The 22591-nt window shown below is 71.5% G+C and carries 20 protein-coding genes and 1 tRNA gene; 12 read left to right on the forward strand and 9 right to left on the reverse strand.

Annotated elements, in window-relative coordinates; genetic code table 11:
* Window positions 1-99 precede the first annotated feature (99 nt).
* A complete protein-coding gene (locus ACIBAF_RS40890; protein ID WP_399470405.1) occupies window positions 100-1440 on the forward strand; it encodes a PLP-dependent aminotransferase family protein in 1341 nt (446 codons plus the stop codon).
* A gap of 156 nt (window positions 1441-1596) precedes the next feature.
* Window positions 1597-2820, forward strand: coding sequence for an MFS transporter (locus tag ACIBAF_RS40895; protein WP_399470407.1), 1224 nt, complete (start codon window positions 1597-1599; stop codon window positions 2818-2820).
* Between the two features lie 243 nt (window positions 2821-3063).
* Here ACIBAF_RS40895 and ACIBAF_RS40900 read toward each other — a convergent pair whose 3' ends face one another.
* From ACIBAF_RS40900 to ACIBAF_RS40910, 3 genes are all read right to left on the reverse strand, one after another.
* Window positions 3064-3897, reverse strand: a complete 834-nt coding sequence (locus ACIBAF_RS40900; protein ID WP_399470409.1) for a triphosphoribosyl-dephospho-CoA synthase — start codon at window positions 3895-3897, stop codon at window positions 3064-3066.
* A 9-nt stretch (window positions 3898-3906) separates the two neighbouring features.
* Entirely contained in the window at window positions 3907-4851 is a 945-nt protein-coding gene (locus ACIBAF_RS40905; protein ID WP_399470412.1) for an intradiol ring-cleavage dioxygenase, read from the reverse strand.
* 112 nt (window positions 4852-4963) lie between these two features.
* Window positions 4964-5419 (reverse strand): ATP-binding protein, encoded by a 456-nt coding sequence (locus ACIBAF_RS40910; protein WP_399470414.1) that lies wholly within the window; start codon window positions 5417-5419, stop codon window positions 4964-4966.
* 243 nt (window positions 5420-5662) lie between these two features.
* Between ACIBAF_RS40910 and ACIBAF_RS40915 the strand changes: the two genes are divergently transcribed.
* The 9 genes from ACIBAF_RS40915 to ACIBAF_RS40955 all read left to right on the forward strand — a co-directional run bounded on the left by ACIBAF_RS40915 (window position 5663) and on the right by ACIBAF_RS40955 (window position 15914).
* Complete coding sequence (locus tag ACIBAF_RS40915) at window positions 5663-6568, forward strand: hypothetical protein (RefSeq protein ID WP_399470416.1); 906 nt, start codon at window positions 5663-5665, stop codon at window positions 6566-6568.
* Window positions 6569-6694: 126 nt separating this feature from the next.
* Window positions 6695-7471, forward strand: coding sequence for a YcnI family protein (locus ACIBAF_RS40920; protein WP_399470418.1), 777 nt, complete (start codon window positions 6695-6697; stop codon window positions 7469-7471).
* Between the two features lie 140 nt (window positions 7472-7611).
* A complete protein-coding gene (locus ACIBAF_RS40925) occupies window positions 7612-8265 on the forward strand; it encodes an SCO family protein (protein WP_399470420.1) in 654 nt (217 codons plus the stop codon).
* A 41-nt stretch (window positions 8266-8306) separates the two neighbouring features.
* Window positions 8307-8744, forward strand: a complete 438-nt coding sequence (locus tag ACIBAF_RS40930; protein ID WP_399470422.1) for a copper chaperone PCu(A)C — start codon at window positions 8307-8309, stop codon at window positions 8742-8744.
* A gap of 13 nt (window positions 8745-8757) precedes the next feature.
* Window positions 8758-10878 carry a copper resistance CopC/CopD family protein gene (locus ACIBAF_RS40935; protein ID WP_399470424.1) on the forward strand — a complete coding sequence of 707 codons (2121 nt, stop codon included), beginning with the start codon at window positions 8758-8760 and terminating at the stop codon, window positions 10876-10878.
* 8 nt (window positions 10879-10886) lie between these two features.
* Window positions 10887-12191, forward strand: coding sequence for an iron uptake transporter deferrochelatase/peroxidase subunit (gene efeB / locus ACIBAF_RS40940; RefSeq protein ID WP_399470426.1), 1305 nt, complete (start codon window positions 10887-10889; stop codon window positions 12189-12191).
* An 89-nt stretch (window positions 12192-12280) separates the two neighbouring features.
* Entirely contained in the window at window positions 12281-13213 is a 933-nt protein-coding gene (gene pheA / locus ACIBAF_RS40945) for a prephenate dehydratase (protein WP_399470428.1), read from the forward strand.
* Between the two features lie 608 nt (window positions 13214-13821).
* The gene (gene serS, locus ACIBAF_RS40950; protein WP_399470430.1) at window positions 13822-15099 is read left to right on the forward strand and encodes a serine--tRNA ligase; all 1278 of its coding nucleotides are present in this window, start codon (window positions 13822-13824) and stop codon (window positions 15097-15099) included.
* Window positions 15096-15914 carry an HAD family hydrolase gene (locus ACIBAF_RS40955; protein WP_399470432.1) on the forward strand — a complete coding sequence of 273 codons (819 nt, stop codon included), beginning with the start codon at window positions 15096-15098 and terminating at the stop codon, window positions 15912-15914. Before serS ends, ACIBAF_RS40955 begins: the two co-directional genes overlap by 4 nt.
* A 212-nt stretch (window positions 15915-16126) precedes the next feature.
* On the opposite strand, the gene ACIBAF_RS40960 is transcribed toward ACIBAF_RS40955, so the two are convergent.
* From ACIBAF_RS40960 to ACIBAF_RS40985, 6 genes are all read right to left on the reverse strand, one after another.
* Window positions 16127-16213, reverse strand: a tRNA-Ser gene (locus ACIBAF_RS40960).
* Window positions 16214-16498: 285 nt separating this feature from the next.
* Complete coding sequence (locus ACIBAF_RS40965; protein WP_399470434.1) at window positions 16499-16741, reverse strand: hypothetical protein; 243 nt, start codon at window positions 16739-16741, stop codon at window positions 16499-16501.
* A 96-nt stretch (window positions 16742-16837) separates the two neighbouring features.
* On the reverse strand, window positions 16838-17557 hold the full coding sequence (locus tag ACIBAF_RS40970) for an ABC transporter permease subunit (protein ID WP_399470436.1): 720 nt from the start codon (window positions 17555-17557) through the stop codon (window positions 16838-16840).
* Between the two features lie 10 nt (window positions 17558-17567).
* The gene (locus ACIBAF_RS40975; protein WP_079661224.1) at window positions 17568-18479 is read right to left on the reverse strand and encodes an ABC transporter ATP-binding protein; all 912 of its coding nucleotides are present in this window, start codon (window positions 18477-18479) and stop codon (window positions 17568-17570) included.
* A complete protein-coding gene (locus ACIBAF_RS40980; protein WP_399470438.1) occupies window positions 18476-19384 on the reverse strand; it encodes an ABC transporter permease in 909 nt (302 codons plus the stop codon). Before ACIBAF_RS40980 ends, ACIBAF_RS40975 begins: the two co-directional genes overlap by 4 nt.
* Entirely contained in the window at window positions 19374-20351 is a 978-nt protein-coding gene (locus ACIBAF_RS40985) for an ABC transporter ATP-binding protein (protein ID WP_399470440.1), read from the reverse strand. The genes ACIBAF_RS40980 and ACIBAF_RS40985 overlap by 11 nt, the downstream gene beginning before the upstream one ends.
* Before the next feature lie 282 nt (window positions 20352-20633).
* Here ACIBAF_RS40985 and ACIBAF_RS40990 point away from each other — a divergent pair, with 282 nt between their 5' ends.
* Window positions 20634-22439 (forward strand): SDR family oxidoreductase, encoded by a 1806-nt coding sequence (locus ACIBAF_RS40990; protein WP_399470504.1) that lies wholly within the window; start codon window positions 20634-20636, stop codon window positions 22437-22439.
* Window positions 22440-22591 lie beyond the last annotated feature (152 nt).

Consider the following 22591-nt stretch of genomic DNA (forward strand, 5'->3'; position numbering starts at 1 on the left):
ACCCCCCAGGTCATGCCTTCGACAGGGGGACACAGTCATGCCGGGCCCGGAGGCCAGCGGCCCCGTTGCAGGACCGCGAAGAACATAACGGGGGTTGGTGTGGACCTGCATGTGGAAGCGGATCCCGGCGAGGGGCGGCGGGCCGGGCTCGAGCGGGCCCTGCGCGACGCCGTGCGGGACGGGCGGCTGTCGCCCGGGACGCGGCTGCCCGCGACGCGCCGGCTCGCGGGGGAGCTCGGCATCTCACGGAACACGGTCAAGGCGGCCTACGACCAGCTCGTCGCCGAGGGCTACCTCACCGCCCGCCAGGGGTCCGGCACGCAGGTCGCGCCGCTGCCCCCCGTCGCCGCCGAACCGCCGGAGGCCGCCGCACGCGCGCGTGCGCCGCGTTTCGACCTGCGGCCCGGCAGCCCGGACGTCGGGGCGTTCCCGGCCGCGGCCTGGCTGCGCGCACTGCGCCGCGCCATCGCGACGGCGCCCTCACTGGCGTACGACTACGGCGACCCGCGCGGCCGTGTCGAGCTGCGCACCGCGCTGTCGGGGTACCTGGGGCGGGCCCGGGGCGTCGTCGCGCCGCCGGAGCGGATCGTGGTCACCTCCGGGTACGTGCAGGGCCTGGCGCTGCTCACCCGCGTGCTGGACGGCGCCCGGATCGCGATGGAGGACCCGGGGCTGCCCTTCCACCGCGAGGTCGTACGGCGGGGCGGCGGGAGCGTGACGCCGGCGCCGGTCGACGAGCGGGGGGTGCGGGTCGGGGAACTGGGCGACGTGGCGGCCGTGGTCGTCACGCCCGCGCACCAGTACCCGACCGGCGTGACGCTGCATCCCGGACGGCGGCGGGCGCTGACGGAGTGGGCACGCGCGCGTGGCGGACTGATCGTCGAGGACGACTACGACGGCGAGTTCCGCTACGACCGCCAACCCGTCGGCGCGCTCCAGGGCATGGCGCCGGGGCAGGTCGTCTATCTGGGCACCGCCTCCAAGACCCTCGGGCCCGCGCTGCGGCTGGGCTGGATGGTGCTGCCGCCACACCTGGTCGACGCGGTCGCCGACGCCAAACTGCACAGCGACCACCACACCGAGACCATCGGCCAGCTCGCCCTCGCCGAACTGATCGACAGTCACGCCTACGACCGCCACGTGCGCGCGTGCCGGCTGCGCTATCGGCGGCGCCGCGACCTGCTGCTGGACCGGCTCGGTGCGCGCCGGGGCGTACGCGGGATCGCGGCCGGGCTGCACGCGCTGGTGGAGGTCGGCGACGAGGCAGAGGTGCTGGCGCGCGCGGACGCGACGGGTCTGGCCGTGGGCCGACTGAGCGAGCACTGGCACGAGCCGTCCGGCGACCGCCCCCAGGGGCTCGTGATCGGGTACGGCACGCCCCGGGAGCGGGTGTATCCGGAGGCGTTGGAGGCGCTGGCGAGGGTGCTGGACGGAAGCTGACGGGAGCACCGGCACCGGCTGGGCCGACCGATTGATCGAGCTCATTGGGTTGATCGGGCTCATGGGGCTCATGAGGCAGATCGGGCTGATTGGGCCAGTCATATGGTGGGTGATTGGCGCTGTTGAGCGCTCCATTGCGCTTCTAACGTCGTCCGCATGACGAAGAGTTCCCCGCAACGCCTGCTCGCCCTCGCCCAGTTGAGCAACTCGGTCGGGGACGGCGCGTACTACACGACGTCGGCCCTCTACTTCACCCAGGTGATCGGACTCGCCCCCGCGCGCGTGGGGCTCGGTTTGACCGTCGGGTGGGCGGTCGGTTCGTTGGCGGGGGTGCCGCTGGGGCGGCTGGCCGACCGGCGCGGGGCGCGCGGTACGGCGGTGCTGCTGGCGCTGGCGACAGGGCTCGCGGTGGCGTCGTTCACCCTGGTGCGCGGGTTCGTGCCGTTCGTCGTCGTGGCGTGCGGGTATGCGGCGGCGCAGTCGGGGCTCGCGGCGGCGCGGCAGGCGCTGCTGGCCGGCCTGGTGCCCGCCGGGGAGCGGACGCGGCTGCTCGCACGCCTCCAGGCGACGCTGAACGCCGGTCTGGCGGTGGGCGCCGGGCTCGGCGGACTCGCACTGCACGCGGGGACGCGGGCGGCGTATCTGGGGGTGTTCGCAGTCGACGCCGTGAGCTTCCTGCTGTGCGCGCTGCTGCTCGTCGGGCTGCCGCGGGTCGCGTCCGGCGCAGGGCGCCCGCGCGGGGACGGCCTGGGAGTGCTGCGGGACCGGCCGTATGCGTTGGTGGCGCTCCTCAACACGGTCCTGTTGCTGCGGCTGCCCCTGCTCAGCCTCGTGCTGCCGCTGTGGATCACCGAGCGGACCGGGGCGCCCGCCTGGTTGGTCTCCGCGCTGTTCGTGCTCAACACCGCCGCGGTGACGGCGTTCCAGGTCCGGGCGGCGCGTGGCGTGACCGGATTGGCGAGCGCCACGCGCGCGGTACGGCGCTCGGGCTGGGTGATGTGCGCCGCGTGCGCGGTGTTCGCACTGTCGGCGGGCGCCTCGCCGTGGGTGGCGGCGGGCGCGCTGGTGCTGGGTGCGGTGCTTCAAGTGGCGGCGGAGATGGCCCAGTCGGCGGGCTCCTGGCAGCTCTCCTTCGACCTCGCCCCGGCCGACCGGGTCGGCGAGTACCAGGGCCTGTTCGGCACCGGCGTCACCGTGGCCCGCACCCTCGGCCCACTGGCGCTGACCTGGCTGCTCATCGAGTGGGGCACGCCCGGCTGGCTGCTTCTGGGCGCGGCCATGGTCGCGGCGTCGCACGCGATGGGCCCAGCGGCCCGAAGGGCTGCGGCGGGCCGGGAGCGGGACCAGACGACGGCGACCCGGCTGGTACCGGCGAGTTGACGGCGCCGGGCGTGCGGCGGGGAGCGGACGGCGGGCACGCGGGCGGACGGCGACAGACACGCGGGCGTGCGGGCGGCAGGCACTCGGGCGGGCGAGGCCCCTCCCGAGGCCGACGACGGCCGTCGTCGGCCTCGGGAGGGGCCTCGTCGGCGTCGAGTGGCTCGCGCCGGGGGAGACCGGTCCGCGTCGGCCTCAAGGTCCCAGCACAGGGCCCGCGCCCGCCCGTCGACCGTCGTGCCGGTCTCAGGCCGCCCGGGTCAGTGCGGTCGTCGGCAGGGCGTCCACGAACAGGGCGCCTGCCAGGAGGCCTGCGCTGCCGCGGGGGCTCCACGCGCGCGCGTGCAGGTCGGCGTCGAGGTCCGAGAGGGCAGTGCGGCCCGCCGGGGTCGCCGTGCCGCCCGCCTCCAGGACGGCCCGGGCGCCGGCCTGGACGTGGCGCAGGCCCAGGGGCCCGGCGGTGTGCAGGAGTTCGGTGTCCTGGAGGGTGGACATCACGGTGAGCAGGGCGTCGAGCCGGGCCGTGGGATCGTCCGCGCCGGCCGCGCGGGCGGCGGCGAGGGCGCCCAGGGCCCGTCGTACGTGCGGGAAACCGGCGCGGGCCTCGCCGCGGGCGCCGGCCGCGCCGTACTTCGCCGAGACGGTCGCGCCCCGCGAGGGCCGCCGCGGGGCGGCCCGGTCGGGGTGGGCGGCGATCCGCTTGGCGGTCGCGGCGACGTCGACGCCCCGCGCGCGGGGGTCGAGGGCGGCCGCCGCGACGAGCAGGCCGAGCGTCCACAGGGCGCCCCGGTGCCCGCCGCCGGCGAGGCCCACCGAGTGCTCGGTGCACCTCCCGATCGCGCCCAGCTCCGCGCGGAGCCGGGGCGTGGGTTCGCCGGTGCGGCGGGCGGCCGCGGCCATCGCCGCGAGGCCGGGTGCGAGCGCCTTGGCCGACCAGCGCAGCCCGCAGTGGTCCCTGCGGGTGACGCGGGCGGCCAGGTCACGGGGGTCGGGCAGGCCCGGCTTGGGAGCCAGGGCCAGCTGACCGGTCAGCGCGGCCACCGCGGCCTGGGCGAGCTCCTCGTCCTCACGGCTTGTCATGTACCGACCTTATGAGGACGCGGAGGCCGACGGGGCGTCGCTCGGCGGGGCGCCCGTCGGGGCGTCACCGGGCGCACCGCTCGGCGGGGTGCCGCCGCCACCGCCGCTGCCCGCACCGGTGTTCTCGGCGTCGGGGTCGACGCCCAGGGTGAGGGACCCCTTGTAGCCCTTGGACGGGTCGGCCTTGTGCACGGCCTTCAGCGTCAGCAGCCCGCTGGAGGCGCCGCCGCCGTCGTACACCATGTCGTTGTCGAGGGTGGTGTAGCTGCCGGAGTGCTTCGAGTAGGGCTCCAGTGTGAAGATCTCCTCGGCGACGTCGTCGGGGAAGAACAGCTGGCCGGTGTAGTTGACCTTGCCGCCCTCGTAGGTGCCGTCCTCCTTCTGGCCGCCGGTGTGCACCTTGAGGTGGATGTGGCAGGTGCGCGGCGTGTACCAGCCGGGGAAGATCGTCTCGAACTTGACGACCCCGTTGGCGTTGGCGATCTGGTAGCCGCGCAGGTAGGTGTCGTCGTCGGCGGTGGAGCCGTCCTCGCTCTCCGCCGGGGCCGAGCCGCCGGGGTTGGCGGTGGTGTAGCCGGAGTAGTAGCCCCAGGCGTCGCAGTGCCAGATCTCGACGGCGGCGCCGGAGACCGGCGTACAGCCGTCGGTGGCGTCGACGACGGTCAGCCGCAGGGTCAGCGGCACACCGCTCTTGCCCTCGGTGATGTCCTTGCGCACCAGGGCGCCGTCGAGGTAGTACGGCCCTTCCGTGACGCTCGTCATCAGCGTCATGCAACTGCTGCTCGTCGAGGTGGCGGTGGCGGACGCCGACGCGCTCGCCTCCGCGTCCGTGGCCGTGTCGGCGAAGGCCGACTGGTAGCCGGCGACGGCGAGTCCGCAGGCCGCGACCGTGCCGCCGGTCACCGCGAGGGCGCGGCGCCGGGTGAGGGTGGTGTCCTTGTGATGTCCCGTCATGAACAGGAACGTAGGAACGCCACCCGTCAGCGGCATGGGGGAACGCTGGGAGGCGCCTGTGAGTGCTGAGAAAGCTGAAGTGACAGGCGCTCAGACGGCGTTCAGACGACGATCAGACGGCGATGAGAGGCGCGTCCTTGCGCCACTTGAGGATCTTGTCGAAGCTCACCACCGCGCCGCTGAGCCCCGGCTTGTTGCCGATGTGGACGTGGTCGGCGAGTTCCTGGATGAGGTAGAGGCCGCGGCCCTGCTCGGCGTCGGTGTTGGTGCGGACCGGGGCGGGGGCGGGGCTCTCGCCCGTGAACCCCGGGCCCGAGTCGGCGACCTCGATGCGGCACTTCTCGCCGTCGAGGTACGCGGTGACGCGGTACGCCTCCGAACAGCCGCCGTGCGCGGTGTCCCCGCCGTGCTCGACGGCGTTGGCACAGGCCTCACTGAGGGCGACGGACAGGTCGTAACTGACGTCGGGATCGACGCCTGCCGTCTCCATGGTGCCGATCAGCAGGCGGCGGGCGAGCGGCACGCTCGCGGCTTCGCGCCGGAGATGGAGTGACCACCAGATGCTCATGCTCCAGCCTCCTGGCCGCGGCTCGACATACCGATACGTATTGCCGCCCAACGCCGTATGTAAGCGCGATTTCCGCGTGATGCCGCCCATATGGGGGATGCACGCAAGCCGGGAATCGGTGTATGTGGGACCCAACAGCACCAGTCGTACCAGCCGGAACCAGAAGGTGATCTTCCATATCGTAGGGAACCTTGTGGACCTGCCGTATGGGCGCAGTGAGGCCAGTGCGATGATGAGCCCGCCATGACTGCCCCCCACGGTGAGCGCTCCGGACGCGATCTACGGCTGCTGCGGGCCGCGGTGTTCGCCGCGGTCTGCGTCGTGCTGGCCGCGGCCGGGCACACCATGGCCTCCTGCGCCACCGTTCCGCCGTGGACGCTGGGCGCGGGATTCCTGGGCGCCCTCGCGGTCGTGCTGCCGCTCGCCGGACGCACGCGCTCGCTGCCGGGCATCGCGGCGCTTCTCGCGCTCGGACAGACCGTGCTGCACACGCTCCTCGGCCTCGGTCAGCACACCGCCACCGCCACCACCACCGCCGGCTCCGGTGCGCTGTCCGCGTCCGACGCCACGCTCGTCGAACGCGCGGCCCGGCTGGTGTGCGGGGCCTCGGCCGCCGCGATCAGCCCCGCCCAGGCGCAGAAGCTGCTCGTCGACGCGCGGCTCTACCGTCCCCAGGGCGCCGGCAGCGGCGCCGGGGCGGACATGAGCGGGATGCGCGGCATGAGCGGGGCGGGCTCCATGAGCGGGACGGGCGGGATGAGCGGGATGGGTTCCGCGCACCATCCGGCGGACGCCCTGTCCACCGCCGGGTCGTCGATGTCCCTGCTGCCGTCCGTGCCCATGCTGCTCGGCCATCTCCTCGCGGCCGTCGCCGCGGGGTGGCTGCTGCGGCGCGGCGACACGGCCCTGCTGCGACTGCTCGCGCTGTCGGCCCACGGCGTCGCCGAGGGGACGCTCGTACGGTCCCTGCGCGGGGCGCTCGCGCTGGTGCGCGCCCTGCTCGCGGGGCTGCCCGGCCTGCCCGGGGCGGGACCGCGCGTCCCGCACACCGCCCTGCTCGCGCCGTCCGCGCCCCGCACCATCGCACTTCAGCACTCGGTGATCAGACGAGGACCGCCGGCCGCATCGGTTCTCGTCCTCGCTGCCTGACGCGACACGACCAGCACTCCACCACACCCGGGGGGCGGCCGCCGTCGTGCGGCACGCGCGCGTGCACACCACCGAGTGCGCGCCTCTCTCACCCGCAGATTCACTCAGAGTGGAGTGCTCCCTGTCATGAAGGCCTCTCGCATCGCCTCCCGCACCGCCTCCCGCGTCGCCGCCGCCGCTGCCGTCGCCGGCTGTGCCGTTCTCGCCCTGTCCGCGCCCGCCTTCGCGCACGTCAGCGTCGCCGCCGAGGGCGCCGCCGCCAAGGGCGGCTACGCGGTCGTCGACTTCAAGGTCCCCAACGAGCGGGACGACGCCTCGACCACCAAGCTCGAGGTCGCCTTCCCGACCGACCACCCGCTGGCCTCCGCGATGCCGGAGCCGATCAACGGCTGGAAGATCGAGGTCACCAAGGCGAAGCTCGCCAAGCCCCTCACGGTGCACGGCAAGCAGATCTCCGAGGCCGTCTCCAAGATCACCTGGACCGCCACCGGCAAGGGCATCGAGGCCGGCTACTTCCAGAAGTTCCCGGTCTCCGTCGGCGCGCTGCCCGAAGACGCCGAGGAACTCGTCTTCAAGGCGATCCAGACGTACTCCAACAAGGAGGTCGTGCGCTGGATCGAGGTCCAGGAGGACGGCGCGGAGGAGCCGGAGAACCCGGCCCCGGTGCTGGCCCTGTCGGCCGCCTCCGAGGACGGCCACCACGGTACGAGCGCCGAGGACGCCTCCGACAAGTCCACCGACGACGCCAAGGCGTCCGCCGCGAAGACGACCGAGGCCGCCTCGGACTCCGACAGCAGTGACACGACCGCCCGGGTCCTCGGCGTGGTCGGCATCGTCGTCGGCGCCGCCGGTGTGGCGTACGGCGTGCTCGCCGGCCGCCGCCGGACGACGACCGAGGCCTGAGCCCCACCCCACGTCGGACCGACGGCCCCGCGGCCCGGCGCCCGACGCCTGCTCGTCCGCGACGCGCACCGGGGACACGCACGCACCCGCGCGTGCGACCCCGGTGCACGCCGGAGTTCACACATCTGGGACATTTTTCTATGCGCAAGAAGACGTTCGCCGTGGCCGCGCTGCTCGCCGCCGCCACCCTCACCCTCTCCGCCTGCGGCAGCGGCGACAGCGGCGACAGCTCCGTCGCCGCCGTCTCCGAGGACGGCGCCTCGAAGCAGGCCGCGACCGTGCTCGACCAGCCCTTCACCAAGCCCGACCTGGTCCTCACCGACACCCAGGGGAAGTCGTACGACCTCCGCAAGGAGACCGCGGGCCGGCCGACGCTGATCTACTTCGGCTATACCAACTGCCCCGACGTCTGCCCGCTGACGATGAGCAACATCGCCGTCGCCAAGAAGCAGCTGCCCAAGGCCGAGCAGGACGCGCTGCGGGTCGTGTTCGTCACCACCGACCCGGACCGTGACACTCCGGCCGCGCTCGGCAAGTGGCTCAAGGGCATCGACCCCCAGGTCGTCGGCCTGAGCGGGAAGTTCGCGACCATCCAGGCCGCCGCCCGCACCCTCGGCATCTCCGTCGAGGCGCCGCACAAGGACAAGAACGGCAAGATCGTCTCCACCCACGGCACCCAGGTCGTCGCCTTCTCCCCGAAGACGAACGGCGGATACCTCCTGTACGGCGAGGAGGCCACAGTCGACGACTACACAAAGGATCTCCCCAAGATCATCAAGGGCGAGAACCCGTGAGGCGTGTGCGGTCGGCGCGGCGGCCCGCGAGGCTGTTGGCCGTGCCCGCCACCGCCGTCGCCGGGGCACTGCTGCTGGCCGGCTGCGGGTCGGACTCCGACGGGCGGGCCGAACTGTCCGTCCAGGCCGCCTACATACCGCAGCCCGTCTCCGACACCATGGCCGCCGGTTTCCTCACCATCGTCAACAAGGGCGGTGCGCAGGACGAACTGACCTCCGTCACCAGTGCCACCGCGGGCAGCGTCACCCTCCACAAGACCGTCGGGTCGTCGATGGAGCAGGTCACGTCCCTCGATGTGCCCGCGCACGGTCAACTCGTGTTCAAGAGCGGCGGAAACCATCTGATGTTCGAGAAGCTGAAGAGCAAGCCGGTGCAGGGCCAGACGGTGACCGTCGAACTGCACTTCGCCGCATCCGACCCCCTCGAGGTCGAGATTCCGGTCGAGTCCGCCACGTACACCCCGAAGACCGGCCACTGAGGGAGGGACCACCTTGACGCAGACCATCGCCCCCCGCGTCCGGATGTTCGTGCTGCTGTTCCTGGCGGTCACCGGCGCGCTTCTCGCCGGCGCCGGACCGGCCTCCGCGCACGCCGCGCTGACCGGCAGCGACCCCGCGCAGGGGGTGGTGGTCGACAAGGCGCCCACCCAGGTGACGCTGACCTTCTCCGAGAACGTCTCGACGAACGACGACTCGCTGCGCGTCCTCGACCCCAAGGGCACCCGCGTCGACAGCGGCAAGCCGACCAACACCAGCGCCACGTCGTACGCCGTGCAGCTGCACTCGGGGCTGCCCGACGGCACATACACGGTGACCTACCAGGTGGTGTCCGCCGACAGTCACCCCGTCGCCGGCGCCTACACCTTCTCCATCGGCGCCCCCTCCAAGACCAGCGTCTCGGTGTCCGACCAGGCCGCCGGCGGCGGGATCGTCGGCGGGCTCTACGGCTTCGGGCGGTACGTGTCGTACGCCGGGTTCATCGTGATGGTCGGTGGCGCCGCCTTCGTGCTGGCCTGCTGGCAGCGCGGCACCGGGGTGCGGGCCGTGCAGCGGCTCGTCGTCTCCGGCTGGCTCGCGATGACCGCTGCCACCCTGTTCCTGCTGCTCCTGCGCGGCTCCTACGCCAGCTCGGGCAAGCTCGGCGACGTCTTCGACCTCGATCTCCTCGGGCAGGCCCTCCAGACCAAGACCGGCGCGGCCCTGGTCTCCCGGCTGCTGCTGCTCGCCGCGGCCGCACTGTTCATCGCCGTGCTCTTCGGCGCGTACGACAAGCGAGAGGACGAGGAGAAGCGGGATCTGACCTTCGGGCTCGCCATCGGCGGAACCGTCGTCGCCGCCGGGCTCGCGGCGAGCTGGGCCATGGCCGAGCACGCCTCGACCGGGCTGCAGCCGGGCATCGCGATGCCGGTCGACGTGCTGCACCTGCTGGCGGTCGCGACCTGGCTCGGCGGGCTCACCGCGCTCCTCGTCGCGCTGTACCGAGCGCCCGCCGACCGCCCCGTCGAGACCGCCGTCGTCCGCCGCTTCTCCCAGGTCGCCTTCGGCAGCGTCCTCGCGGTGGTCGCCACCGGCGTCTACCAGTCGTGGCGTCAGCTCGGTTCCTGGTCCGCCTTCACCGACACCCGCTACGGACAACTGCTGCTCATCAAGATCGGGCTGGTGGCCCTGCTGGTCGGCATCGCGTGGATCTCACGACGCTGGACGGCCCAGTTGGCGGACACGACGACGAAGCCGGCGGCCCGGAAGTCCGCAACCGAGAAGGCCACCGTCGAAGAGGCCGCGGCCGAAACGGCCACGGTCGAGAAATCCATGGTCGAGAAATCCATGGTCGAAACGGCCACGGTCGAGAAGGCCACCCCGGAGTCCGCCCCCGACTCCGCGGCCGAGTCCGAACCCGAGTCCGAGCCCGAGAAGGAGCGCGTCGCGGCGGCGGCCGGGAGCGGATCCGGGTCCGGATCCGGGGCGGGGGCCGCCAAGGCCAAGGCCGGGTCCGGGTCCGGGGGAGCGAAGCGGGCGGCGCAGCTCGCCCGGCAGCAGGCCGCCGTCGACGCCACCCGGCAGAAGCGGCTGCGGGACTCCGACGCGGGCCGCTTCGGCCTGCGCCGCTCGGTGCTCGCCGAGGCCGGTGTCGCCGTCGTACTGCTCGGCGTCACCACCATCCTGACGTCGACCGAACCCGGCCGCACGGAGCAGGACGCCGCCAAGGCCACCCAGTCCTCCACCTCTTCTTCGTCCTCGTCTTCTTCGTCCTCCTCGGGGGACTCCGCCTCCGGCGCCCTGACGCTGGACATGTCGTTCGACACCGGCGGCACGGACGGCAAGGGCGTGGTCAGCGTCGACCTCGACCCCGCACGGGCCGGCGCCAACGAGATGCACGTCTACGTGACCCGGCCCAACGGGCGCGCCTTCGACGTGCCCGAGGTCAAGGTCGCCTTCACTCTCGAAGCCAAGAAGATCGGGCCACTGCCCGTCTCCCCCGACCACATCACCACCGGCCACTGGTCGGCGACCGGAGTACAGATCCCCCTGGCCGGCGAGTGGAAGATCGCCGTGACCGTGCGGACCTCCGACATCGACCAGGTGACCGTCTCCAAGAACGCGCAGATCGGCTGAACCGCACCATGCCCGACCAGTCCATCCCCGAGGCCCGTACGCCCGAGACCCACACCCCCGTGGACGAGGGCACGCCCTCGGAATCCCGCTCCCCCGAGGGGCTGACGCGGCGCAAGCTGCTCGGCACCGCAGGCGCTACCGGGCTCGTGCTCGGCGCGGCCGGCGGCGCCGTGGGCTATGCGACCGCGCCCTCGCAGGCGACGCCGTTGTCCTCTATCGGCGCCGACGAAGCGATGTTCCACGTGAAACATCAGCCCGGAATCACCCAGGGTCTCCAGGCCCGCGGGCATCTCGTCGCCTTCGACCTCGCCGCCGGCGCAGGCCGCAAGGAGGCCGCCGCGCTGCTGCGCCGCTGGTCGGAAACGGCCCGCCGGCTGATGGCGGGCGAGGCCGCGGCGAACGGCGACACGGACGTGGCCCGGGACGCCGGTCCCTCCTCGCTGACGGTCACCTTCGGTTTCGGCAACAGCTTCTTCGCCCGCACCGGGCTGGAGAAGCAGCGCCCGGTGGCCTTGGACCCGCTGCCCGACTTCTCCTCCGACCACCTCGACAAGGCCCGTAGCAACGGCGACCTGTGGGTGCAGATCGGTGCGAACGACGCCCTGGTCGCCTTCCATGCCCTGCGCGCCATCCAGAAGGACGCGGGCAGCGCGGCGAAGGTCCGCTGGCAGATGAACGGCTTCAACCGGACGCCGGGCGCGACCGCCCACCCCATGACGGCCCGCAACCTGATGGGTCAGATGGACGGCACCCGCAACCCCAAGCCGACCGAATCCGACTTCGACCAGCGCATCTTCGTTCCGGCGTCCGGTGCCAAGGACCCGGCGTGGATGGCCAATGGCTCCTACGCGGTCGTACGCCGTATCCGCATGCTCCTCGACGACTGGGAGAGGCTGTCCCTCAAGGCCCAGGAGCAGGTCATCGGGCGCAAGAAGTCCGACGGGGCGCCGCTGTCGGGGGGCGGCGAGACGACCGCGATGGACCTGGAGAAGACCGACGCCCACGGCGATCTGGTCGTCCCGATCAACGCGCACGCCCGTATCACCCGCCCCGACCAGAACGGCGGCGCGGCGATGCTGCGCAGGCCCTTCTCGTACCACGACGGCATCGACCCGGACGGCGCTCCGGACGCGGGCCTGCTGTTCGTGTGCTGGCAGGCGGACCCGCTGCGCGGCTTCGTCACCGTGCAGCGCAAGCTGGACCGCGGCGACGCCCTGTCGAAGTACATCCGCCACGAGTCGAGCGGCCTGTTCGCGGTGCCGGGCGGCGCGGCCGAGGGTGAGTACGTGGGCCAGCGACTGCTGGAGGCGTGAAGTTACGGCTCGCCGTCCGGATTCATTCCTGCGAGCGGCTGTCGTGAGACGCATACGTCCGGATGCGCAAGGGCCATTAGGGTGAGGTCATGCCAGCGAGCTACGCGTATCTCGGCCCCGAGGGCACCTTCACGGAGGTCGCCCTGCGCACGCTTCCGGAGGCGGCCACCCGGCAGCTGATCCCCTACGTGTCGGTGCAGTCCGCGCTCGACGCGGTGCGCACCGGCGAGGCCGAGGCCGCGTTCGTGCCCATCGAGAACTCCGTCGAGGGCGGGATCACCACCACCCTGGACGAGCTGGTCGCGGGCGCGCCGCTGATGATCTACCGCGAGGTGCTGCTGTCGATCACCTTCGCGCTGCTGGTGCGGCCGGGCACGAAGCTGGCGGACATCAAGACGGTCTCGGCGCATCCGGCCGCGCAGCCGCAGGTCCGCAACTGGCTGAAGGCGAACCTCCCGGACGCCCTGTGGGAGTCGGCCGCCTCGAACGCGGACGCCGCCCGGCTGGTCCAGGAGGGCCGGTACGACGCCGCCTTCGCGGGCGAGTTCGCGGCCGCCCGCTACGGCCTGACGGCCCTGGAGACCGGGATCCACGACGCCGAGAACGCACAGACCCGGTTCGTGCTGGTGGGCAGGCCCGCCCGGCCCGCCGCGCCGACCGGCGCGGACAAGACGTCCGTCGTGCTGTGGCAGCGCGACGACCATCCCGGCGGCCTGCGCGACCTGCTGGGCGAGTTCGCCACCCGGGGCGTCAACCTCATGCTGCTGCAGTCCCGGCCGACGGGTGCCGGCATCGGCAACTACTGCTTCTGCATCGACGCCGAGGGACACATCTCGGACCGGCGGATGGCCGAGGCGCTCATGGGGCTGAAGCGCATCTGCCGCGAGGTCCGTTTCCTGGGCTCGTACCCGCGCGCGGAGGTGAGTCCGGCGGATGTGTCGACTCTGCTGCCGGGGACCTCGGACGGCGAGTTCGTGGCGGCGTCGGACTGGGTGGCCCGCTGCCAGGACGGCCGGTTCTAGCAGCCGGTGCGGGGCCGGTGCGGGACCGGTCCTGGATGTCCTTCACACCGGTCCTATCTGCGTATCTTCGTTATCCACAGAAGTTATCCACAGGGCGGCATCTCGACCTGGGGACAAGTCGACAACGTCGACCGCCGAAGCTCCGCTCAGTCGACAAATCGGCCTCCATGCCACAAGGGCGACTCGCAACCTGCGCGTCACCCCTCGTCCACCTGTTTCCTTCGATCAATCCTTTGGGGCGACCCATTTCCACCCGAAAGTGGGTCCGCGGACGGTTTGGGCAAGGAATTCACCGCCCCCCGCAGCGCTATCGGAATGATCAATTCCAGTATCCACAGATCTTTCGCACACCCTGTGGATAACCGTTCCGGGGGTGTGGATACCTGTGGACAACGCCGCCCCCAAGTCCCCTCCTCCACAAGGAAATCGAGTCAACGAGACGCCCGTCACATGCCCCGTCCCAGGGAGTGAGACACTTTTCATTGACACGTTGGGCAATTCCCCCATAGCAGAACGTAAGCCCTTAATCGGAACCCATCGGAACCCTCGCCCTACGGTTCGGAATGGTGAGTCGTGAGCGGCAACCCCGCACGGGTAGCCTTGACCGCGTGATTGACCTTCGCCTGCTCCGTGAGGACCCCGACCGTGTGCGCGCGTCCCAGCGCGCCCGTGGAGAGGACGTCGCGCTCGTCGACTCCCTCCTGTCTGCCGACGAGCGGCGCAGGTCGTCCGGCGTCCGCTTCGACGAGCTGCGCGCCGAGCAGAAAGCGCTCGGCAAGCTCATCCCCAAGGCCTCCGCGGACGAGAAGGCCGAGCTGCTGAAGAAGGCGAGCCAGCTCGCCGCCGACGTCAAGGCCGCCGACGCCGAGCGTGACGCCGCCGACGCCGAGACCCAGGAGCTCCTGCAGCGGCTCGGCAACCTCGTGCACCCCGACGTGCCCGTGGGCGGCGAAGAGGACTTCGTCACCCTGGAGACGCACGGCACGATCCGCGACTTCGGCGCCGAGGGCTTCGAGCCCAAGGACCACCTGGAGCTCGGCCAGCTCCTCGGCGCGATCGACGTCGAGCGCGGCGCGAAGGTCTCCGGCTCCCGCTTCTACTTCCTCACCGGCGTCGGCGCCCTGCTGGAGCTGGCCCTGGTGAACGCGGCGATCGCGCAGGCCACGGCCGCCGGCTTCACGCCGATGCTGACCCCGGCGCTGGTACGTCCGCAGTCCATGGCGGGCACCGGCTTCCTCGGCCAGGCCGCCCAGGACGTCTACCACCTCGACAAGGACGACCTCTACCTCGTCGGCACCTCCGAGGTCCCCCTCGCCGCGTACCACATGGACGAGATCATCGACGCGAACAAGCTCCCGCTGCGCTACGCGGGCTTCTCGCCCTGCTTCCGCCGCGAGGCCGGCTCGCACGGCAAGGACACCAAGGGCATCTTCCGCGTCCACCAGTTCGACAAGGTCGAGATGTTCTCGTACGTCACGCCCGAGGACTCCGAGGCCGAGCACCAGCGCCTGCTGGCCTGGGAGAAGCAGTGGCTGTCCTCCCTGGAGCTGCCGTTCCGCGTCATCGACGTCGCCACCGGTGACCTCGGCTCCTCGGCCGCCCGCAAGTTCGACTGCGAGGCGTGGATCCCCACCCAGGGCAAGTACCGCGAGCTGACCTCGACCTCGGACTGCACCGAGTTCCAGTCCCGTCGCCTGTCGATCCGCGTCCGCGAAGGCAAGCAGGTCCGCCCGCTGGCCACGCTGAACGGCACGCTGTGCGCCGTTCCGCGCACGATCGTCGCCATCCTGGAGAACCACCAGCAGGCCGACGGTTCCGTGTACGTGCCCGAGGTGCTGCGCCCGTACCTCGGCGGCCGAGAGGTCCTGGAGCCGGTGGCCAAGTGAGCGCCGCGTCTCCCGCCGGGGGGCTCCCCTACCGTCTGATCGCGACCGACCTCGACGGAACGCTGCTGCGCTCCGACGAGTCGATCTCGCAGCGCACCCGTGACGCCCTCGCCGCGGCCACCGCGGCGGGCGCCGCGCACATCGTGGTGACGGGCCGCGGTGTGCGGTGGACCCGGCACATCCTCGACGACCTCGGCTACGACGGCCTCGCGGTCTGCGGCCAGGGCGCACAGGTGTACGACGCTGGCGAGCATCGACTGCTGACGTCGGTGACCCTGGACCGGCAGCTGGCCGGCGTGGCCCTGGCGAAGATCGAGGCGGAGGTCGGCCCGCTGTACCTGGCGGCCAGCCGTGACGGCCTGGACGGAGACGTGCTGGTCGGCCCCGGTTACGCGGTCACCGGCGCACTGCCGTCGACGCCGTTCACGGACGCGTCCGACCTCTGGTCCGCGCCGCTGGGCAAGATCTACATACAGCATCCCGAGCTGTCCGACGACGCTCTGGCCGATGCCGCCCGGCGGGCAGCGGGTGGCTTCGTCACGGTCGCGATGGCCGGCGAGGGCATCGTGGAGCTGCTCCCTCTGGGCCTGTCCAAGGCCACGGGCCTCTCCCTGGCGGCCCGCCGCCTGGGCCTGAAGGCCGCCGACACGATCGCCTTCGGCGACATGCCCAACGACATCCCGATGTTCGCCTGGTCCGCACACGGCGTGGCCATGGCCAACGCCCACGAGGAACTCAAGGCAGTGGCCGACGAGGTGACGACCTCGAACGAGGAAGACGGCATCGCAGCGGTACTGGAACACCTGCTCCCCTAAGCGCTGCGGGCTGCGGGCTGCGGGCTGCGGGCTGCGGGCTGCGGGCTGCGGGGCGCAACGATCGCCGCAGGCGATCAGGGGCGCGGGGAACTGCGCGACCAGCCCCGACGCTCCCGCACCCGAACGACTGCCGGGCCCGCAGAACCCACCCGAGCCCTGCTCCACATACCCTCGGCCAAAGAACCCGGCCAAGTCCCAGTGACAACGTCTCGCGGAGGATGCACGGATCGAACGTGCGCGGGGTGTCACCCCCGACCACGGTTTAGCAAACCGGTGCCTTGCCACTCGGCCAATCCTCCGGGTGGGCGGCCCACGCGAGAGCGACATCGCGTGCTCGAAGCGGCCGCCCCGGGCAGCTCCCCTGTGCGGGACGGGTTCGACGGAGGCGTAACTACTCCGGAACCCGCCCCCGGCTGCCCTGAAGGGAGCTGGACGTACTGCCGTGCATGGGCATCGTCCCGCTCCTCTCCCAGTCGATGGCACCGGAACCCTTCCGGCGCTGCGGGGTACAACCACTGTGCCCGGCGGATGAGTTGGACGCCACCAAATAAAACAGCCGTACGAAAAGCGGGGCCGAGAAGCGACTACCGGCGGCGCCACCTGCGTCGACGCGCCTTGCTGAAGAACCAGCCCGCGGGCGGGTCGTCGGAGCGCCACGGCTGCGGCTCGGGCTCCTCCGCGCGCCAGCGCGCGGCCAGCATCCGGGCCCGGGCGGACGGCTCGGACGTCTCGGCGGCCCGTATGAAGTCCTCGTCCAGGACGAGGTCGTCCCAGACCTCGCCCTCGGCCCGCCCGCGACCGCCGCTCACCGCGTTGTCGTCCGCCATCCCCGCCCTCCAAGCCATGTCCGATTCCGCCCAGTGTGCCGGGGCGCAGGTGAAACCACCGTCAAGACCGACCGGCCCGGGCCCCGGCACGCCCGGTCACTCCTCGCCGGCCAGCGTCAGCGCCCGCAGCTTCTGTCCCGCGTACCAGGTGGCCAGCACCGTCACGACGACCAACAGCACCGTCGCCGTCGTCAGTCCGACGTCGGAGGTGACGAGGTCCCCGCCGGCGACCTTGTGGGCGACGGCCAGCGACCACTGCTGGACGCTGAGCGTGCGCGCGCCCGCCACCAGGGAGCCGAACAGCGCCTCCCAGACCAGGGCGTAGACGAGTCCGAAGACCACCGCATGCCGGGACACCGTGCCCAGCAGCAGGAAGACGGCCGCGTAGGCGATGGAGGAGACCAGCGCGGCCACCGTGTAGGCGACGGCGATCTGCTGGCCGTTGCCGTTGAGGATGAAGCCCGCGATGAGCGTGGGCAGCGCGGAGAACACCATCGTCACCGCGATCGCCACGATCAGCTTGGTGAAGATGATCGTCGGCCGCTTCAGCGGCTTCGACAGCAGGTACACCACGGAGCCGTCGTCGATCTCCGGGCCGATCGCGCCCGTGCCGGCGATGACGCCGATGATCGGCACCATCGTGGCGAGCGCCAGCCCGCCGAGCAGGTCGGACGCCGTCTGGTCGTCGGCTCCGGCGAGGCCGCGCACGACCACGGAGATCGCGATCAGCAGCAGGGGCAGGGCGCCCAGGATGAGGGCCCGGCGACGGCCGAGCAGGGCCCGGTAGGTGAGCCGGGCGACTGTGGGGTCGTACATCTGGGGCCTCCTACGCCGCGACGAGATACGAGAAGACGGACTCGAGGGACTCGTCGGACGGCGAGACCGTGAGCAGCCGGATGCCGTGGTCGCGGGCGACTCTCGGCAGCAGGGTCGTGAAGCGTGCGAAGTCGACGGCCTGGATGCGCAACGCGCCCTCGGCGAGGTCGACTTCGATGCCGGCCGTGGACGGGTCGGCGATCAGCGCGGCCGCGAGCGCCCGGTCGTCGCTGGAGCGCACCAGGTAGCGGTGCGGGCGGTCGGTCATCAGGCGGCGGATCTTGCGGAAGTCGCCGCTGGCCGCGTGTCGGCCCGCGACGACGACCTCGATGTGCCAGGCGAGTTGCTCGACCTCTTCGAGGATGTGCGACGAGAACAGCACCGTGCGCCCCTCGTCGCCCATGCGCCGCAGCAGGTCCATGAGCTGCATGCGCTGGCGCGGGTCCATGCCGTTGAAGGGCTCGTCGAGCAGGAGCAGCGAGGGGTCATGGACGAGGGCGCTCGCCATCTTCACGCGCTGGCGCATGCCCTTGGAGTAGGTGGAGATCTTGCGGTCCTGCGCGTACTCCATCTCGACGGTGGCCAGCGCCTTCTGGGCGGCCTTGGCGCCGAGGCCGTGCAACTCGGCGTTGGCGACGACGAATTCGCGTCCGGTGAGGAAGTCGTACATCGCTTCGCGCTCGGGGACGATGCCGATGTGCCGGTAGATCTCCTCGTTGCGCCAGACCGGCTGTCCGTCGAGGGTGACCGTGCCGGTAGAGGGCGCCAGGAAGCCGCCCATCATGTTGATGAGGGTGGACTTTCCGGCGCCGTTGGGGCCGAGCAGGCCGGTGACGCCGGGGCCGATCGTCATGGTGACGTCGTTGACGGCGACCACGTTGCCGAACCAGCGGGAGACGTGGTCGATGCTGAGCGTGGTCACAGGCCCACCTTCCGGTAGCGGCGGATGAGGAGGCCGTAGCTCGCGGCGATCAGGCCGAGGACGACGAGGACGTAGACCGCGCCCTCCGCGTTGGAGGGGCCGATTCCGCCCGGGAAGGCGGAGGTGGCGCCCAGGAAGGCCGACTGCACGCCGTCGATGAGCGTGACCGGCGAGAACAGACCGATCCAGGCGATGGAGCCGGTGCTGTTCTGTGCGTCGGCGATGGCCTGGAGCGTGGAGACGGCGCCGTAGGAGATGGTCAGGACGGCGATGACGGCGGCGATGCCGAAGCCGCGCCGCGGGGTCGCCGAGGCGATGACCAGGCCGAGGCCGGCGAAGAGCAGTGAGAGCAGTGCCACGGAGACGAGTCCCTGAGCGAATCCCTTGGTCTGGTCGGCGAAGTCGAGCTTCGCCAGCAGCGCGCCCACGTAGAGCACCAGCAACGGGGCCGCGGTGAGGACGAAGAGCGCCGAGGCCAGCGCCGCGAACTTCGCGCGCACGTAGTCCGCGGTCTCGATGGGCCGCGAGAAGTACAGCGGCACGGTCTTGAAGCGCAGGTCGCGCGAGACGGACTGCGGCGCCTGCGAGGCGACGTAGAGGCTGATGACGGCCTGGAGGACGATCGCGTACCGCGTGTAGTCCAGGGGGAGTTCCTTGGCCTTCGTGGCGACCGCTACGGCGACCATGATGGCCGCGGGCACGCACATCACCACGAAGAGCAGCATCGGCAGCACCTTGGACTTCACCGAGCGGCCGAGTCCGTAGGCGCCGCGCAGGGACTGCGAGTAGAGGGAGCGGCGGGCGTAGGCGCGGCCCAGGCGGGGGCCGTCGTAACTGCGGTAGCCGATGTTGTGGATGCGGGTCTGGTCACCCGAGGGGGCGGTGACCGGGTGCTCAACTGCCATGGCCGACGGCCTCCTTCCGCTGCTGGTCGTTGGTGGCGTCGCCGTCCGTGAAGACCTCGGAGATGTGGTGCCTGCGCTGTTCCATGCGCACCAGGCCGAGGCCGAGGTCGGCGACCACGTCCCGGACGACGTCGTACGTGTCCTCGCCCTGTGCTGTCAGCAGCAGGACGTGGCCGGCGCCCGGCAGGCCGGTCTGGCCGTCCAGGACGTCCACCCCGCGCGCGTGGAGCGCCTCGCGGACCGCGCGGGTGCCGTCCGGGTGGTCGTCGTTGTCGGTGACCTCGATCGCGAGGGTGGTCGTGGTCTGGGTGAAGTCGGTGGTGGAACTGGAGCGCAGGAGCTTGCCGCCGTCGACGACCACGACGTGGTCGCAGGTGCGCTCCAGTTCGCCCAGCAGGTGGGAGGTGACCAGGACCGAGATGCCGAAGTCGGTGTAGATGCGGCGGATCAGGCCCAGCATCTCGTCCCGCCCGACCGGGTCGAGGCCGTTGGTGGGCTCGTCCAGGAAGACCAACTGCGGGTCGTGGACGAGGGCCTGGGCCAGCTTCACGCGCTGCTTCATGCCGGTCGAGTAGCCCCCGATGGGGCGGTAGCGCTCCTCGTACAGCCCCACATGGCGCAGGGTGTCCGCGGTGCGCTCGCGCGCGGCCGTGGGCGGCAGGCCGGACATGCGGGCCATGTGCACGACGAACTCGGTGGCCGAGACATCGGGCGGCAGGCAGTCGTGCTCCGGCATGTAGCCGACCCGCTCGCGGATGGCGGCGCCCTTGCTCGCGACGTCGAGGCCGAGCACCTCGGCTCGGCCCTCCGTGGCGGGCGACAGACCCAAAAGGATCTTGATCAGTGTGGACTTGCCGGCCCCGTTGGCTCCGACGAGCCCGGTCACACCGGGCCCGACGTCCACGGAGAGCCGGTCAAGCGCGGTCACCCGGGGGAACCGCTTGCTCAGGCTTTCGGTCGCGATCACAGTCACAGCGTCGAATTTAGTGACGCACGCCACGGAAATCGTCAGACCCAAGAGCCGTTTTCGCGTCAGACCTCAGATGTACGGGCCCGTAGGGGATCCCCTGCCTGAGAGTTACGGGCGGGCTCCACCCCGGGGTGCGCCCCTCCCTATTGACGCTTCCTCTAACAAGTGCCAGATTCGGGCGGGGTCACGTTACGGACACGTACCGCAGTCGACGCGAACCCGGGATTCCGTTCATCAGCGCGCTCGGCGCCCACCCGGTGAGGAGAAGGGGAAGTGACCATGCTGGAGGGTGCGCGGGAGCGCCGGGTGCGGACCGGCGGGATCGAGCTGTGCGTGGCCGAGTTGGGGGACTCCGGGCGACCCACAGTCGTCCTGGTGCACGGCTATCCGGACAGCAAGGAGGTGTGGTCGGAGGTGGCGTCCCGGCTGGCCGACCGCTTCCATGTGGTGCTGTACGACGTCAGGGGCCACGGCCGTTCCGGCGCGCCGCAGCCGCTACGGGGCGGGTTCACGCTGGAGAAGCTGACGGACGACTTCCTGGCGGTCGTGGACGCGGTCAGCCCGGACCGGCCGGTGCACCTGGTGGGGCACGACTGGGGCTCGGTGCAGTCCTGGGAGTTCGTGACCGTGCCGCGCACCAAGGGCAGGATCGCGTCCTTCACGTCGATGTCCGGGCCGTCCCTCGACCACTTCGGCCACTGGCTCAACAAGCGTCTGACCAGGCCGACTCCGCGCCGGGTCGGCCAACTCCTCGGCCAGGGCGCCAAATCCTGGTACGTGTACCTGCTGCACACGCCCGCGCTGCCCGAACTCGCCTGGCGCGGCCCGCTCGGCAAGCGCTGGCCGGGCATCCTGCGACGGATCGAGAAGGTGCCCGGCAGCGACTACCCGACGGCGTCACTGCCGTCGGACGCGGCGCACGGCGCCTGGCTGTACCGGGACAACGTCCGCAGCCGGCTGAGCCGTCCGCGTCCCGACGCGTACGCGCACGCGCCCGTGCAGCTCATCACCCCTGTGGGGGACAGGTTTCTGTCGGAGCGGCTGTACGACGAACTGGAGGAGTGGGCCCCGCGGTTGACCCGGCGCACGCTGCCGGCCGGGCACTGGATCCCGCGCACTCGCCCCGACCAGCTCACCGCCTGGATCGACGACTTCGTCACGTCGGTGGAGTCGGAGAAGGAGCAAGAGGGCGCGGCGGCCGGGAAGGACCTGAAGAAGCACGGCGGCGAGCCTGTGCGCAAGGCCGCCACCGGGCGGTACGCCGAGCGCTTCGGCGGGCAGTTGGTGCTGGTCACCGGGGCGGGCAGTGGCATTGGGCGGGCCACGGCGTTCGCGTTCGCCGAGGCGGGCGCGCGCCTGATCGCCGTCGACCGGGACGCGGAGAGCGCGGCCCGCACCGCCGAGCTGTCCCTTCTGAAGGGCGCCCCCGATGCCTGGGCCGAGGTGGTGGACGTCTCCGACGAGCAGGCGATGGAGAAGCTCGCGGCGAAGGTCCACACGGACCACGGCGTGGTGGACGTGCTGGTGAACAACGCGGGCATCGGTCTGTCGGGTTCCTTCTTCGACACAACTCCCGAGGACTGGCGCAGGGTTTTGGACGTCAACTTGTGGGGTGTGATCCACGGTTGCCGCCTCTTCGGTCGGCAGATGGCGGAGCGCGGGCAGGGCGGCCACATCGTCAACACCGCCTCGGCGGCCGCTTATCTGCCCTCCAGAGCGCTGCCCGCGTACAGCACCTCCAAGGCGGCGGTGCTGATGCTGAGCGGGTGTCTGCGTGCCGAACTCGCGGGCCAGGACATCGGAGTTACCGCGATCTGCCCCGGCCTGGTGAACACCAGCATCACCTCGACGGCGACCTTCGTGGGAGTGGACGCGGAGGAGGAACGGCGCCGTCAGAAGCGTGCCGCGCGCGCGTACGGGTTGCGCAACTACCCGCCGGAAAAGGTGGCGGAGGCGATCCTGCGGGCGGTCACGCTCAACGAGGCGGTGGTTCCGGTCACTTCGGAGGCGAAGATCTCATATGCCCTGTCACGGTTCATGCCCAGGGCGCTGAGAGCGCTGGCGCGGGTGGAACCGCCGCTGTGAGCCGCCGCTGAACTGGGGGTGCGGGCCTGTGACTTGGATCGCCCACATCAAGTCATGGGCTGGCACGTGCTCTTGATGAAATCTCTTGATACGGCGGCCAGTTGTCCACAGAATCGCCAATTAGCCTGTGGATAACTACAGTTGGTTGTGGA

Source organism: Streptomyces sp. NPDC051677, from assembly GCF_044453465.1.
Taxonomy (GTDB): Bacteria; Actinomycetota; Actinomycetes; order Streptomycetales; family Streptomycetaceae; genus Streptomyces.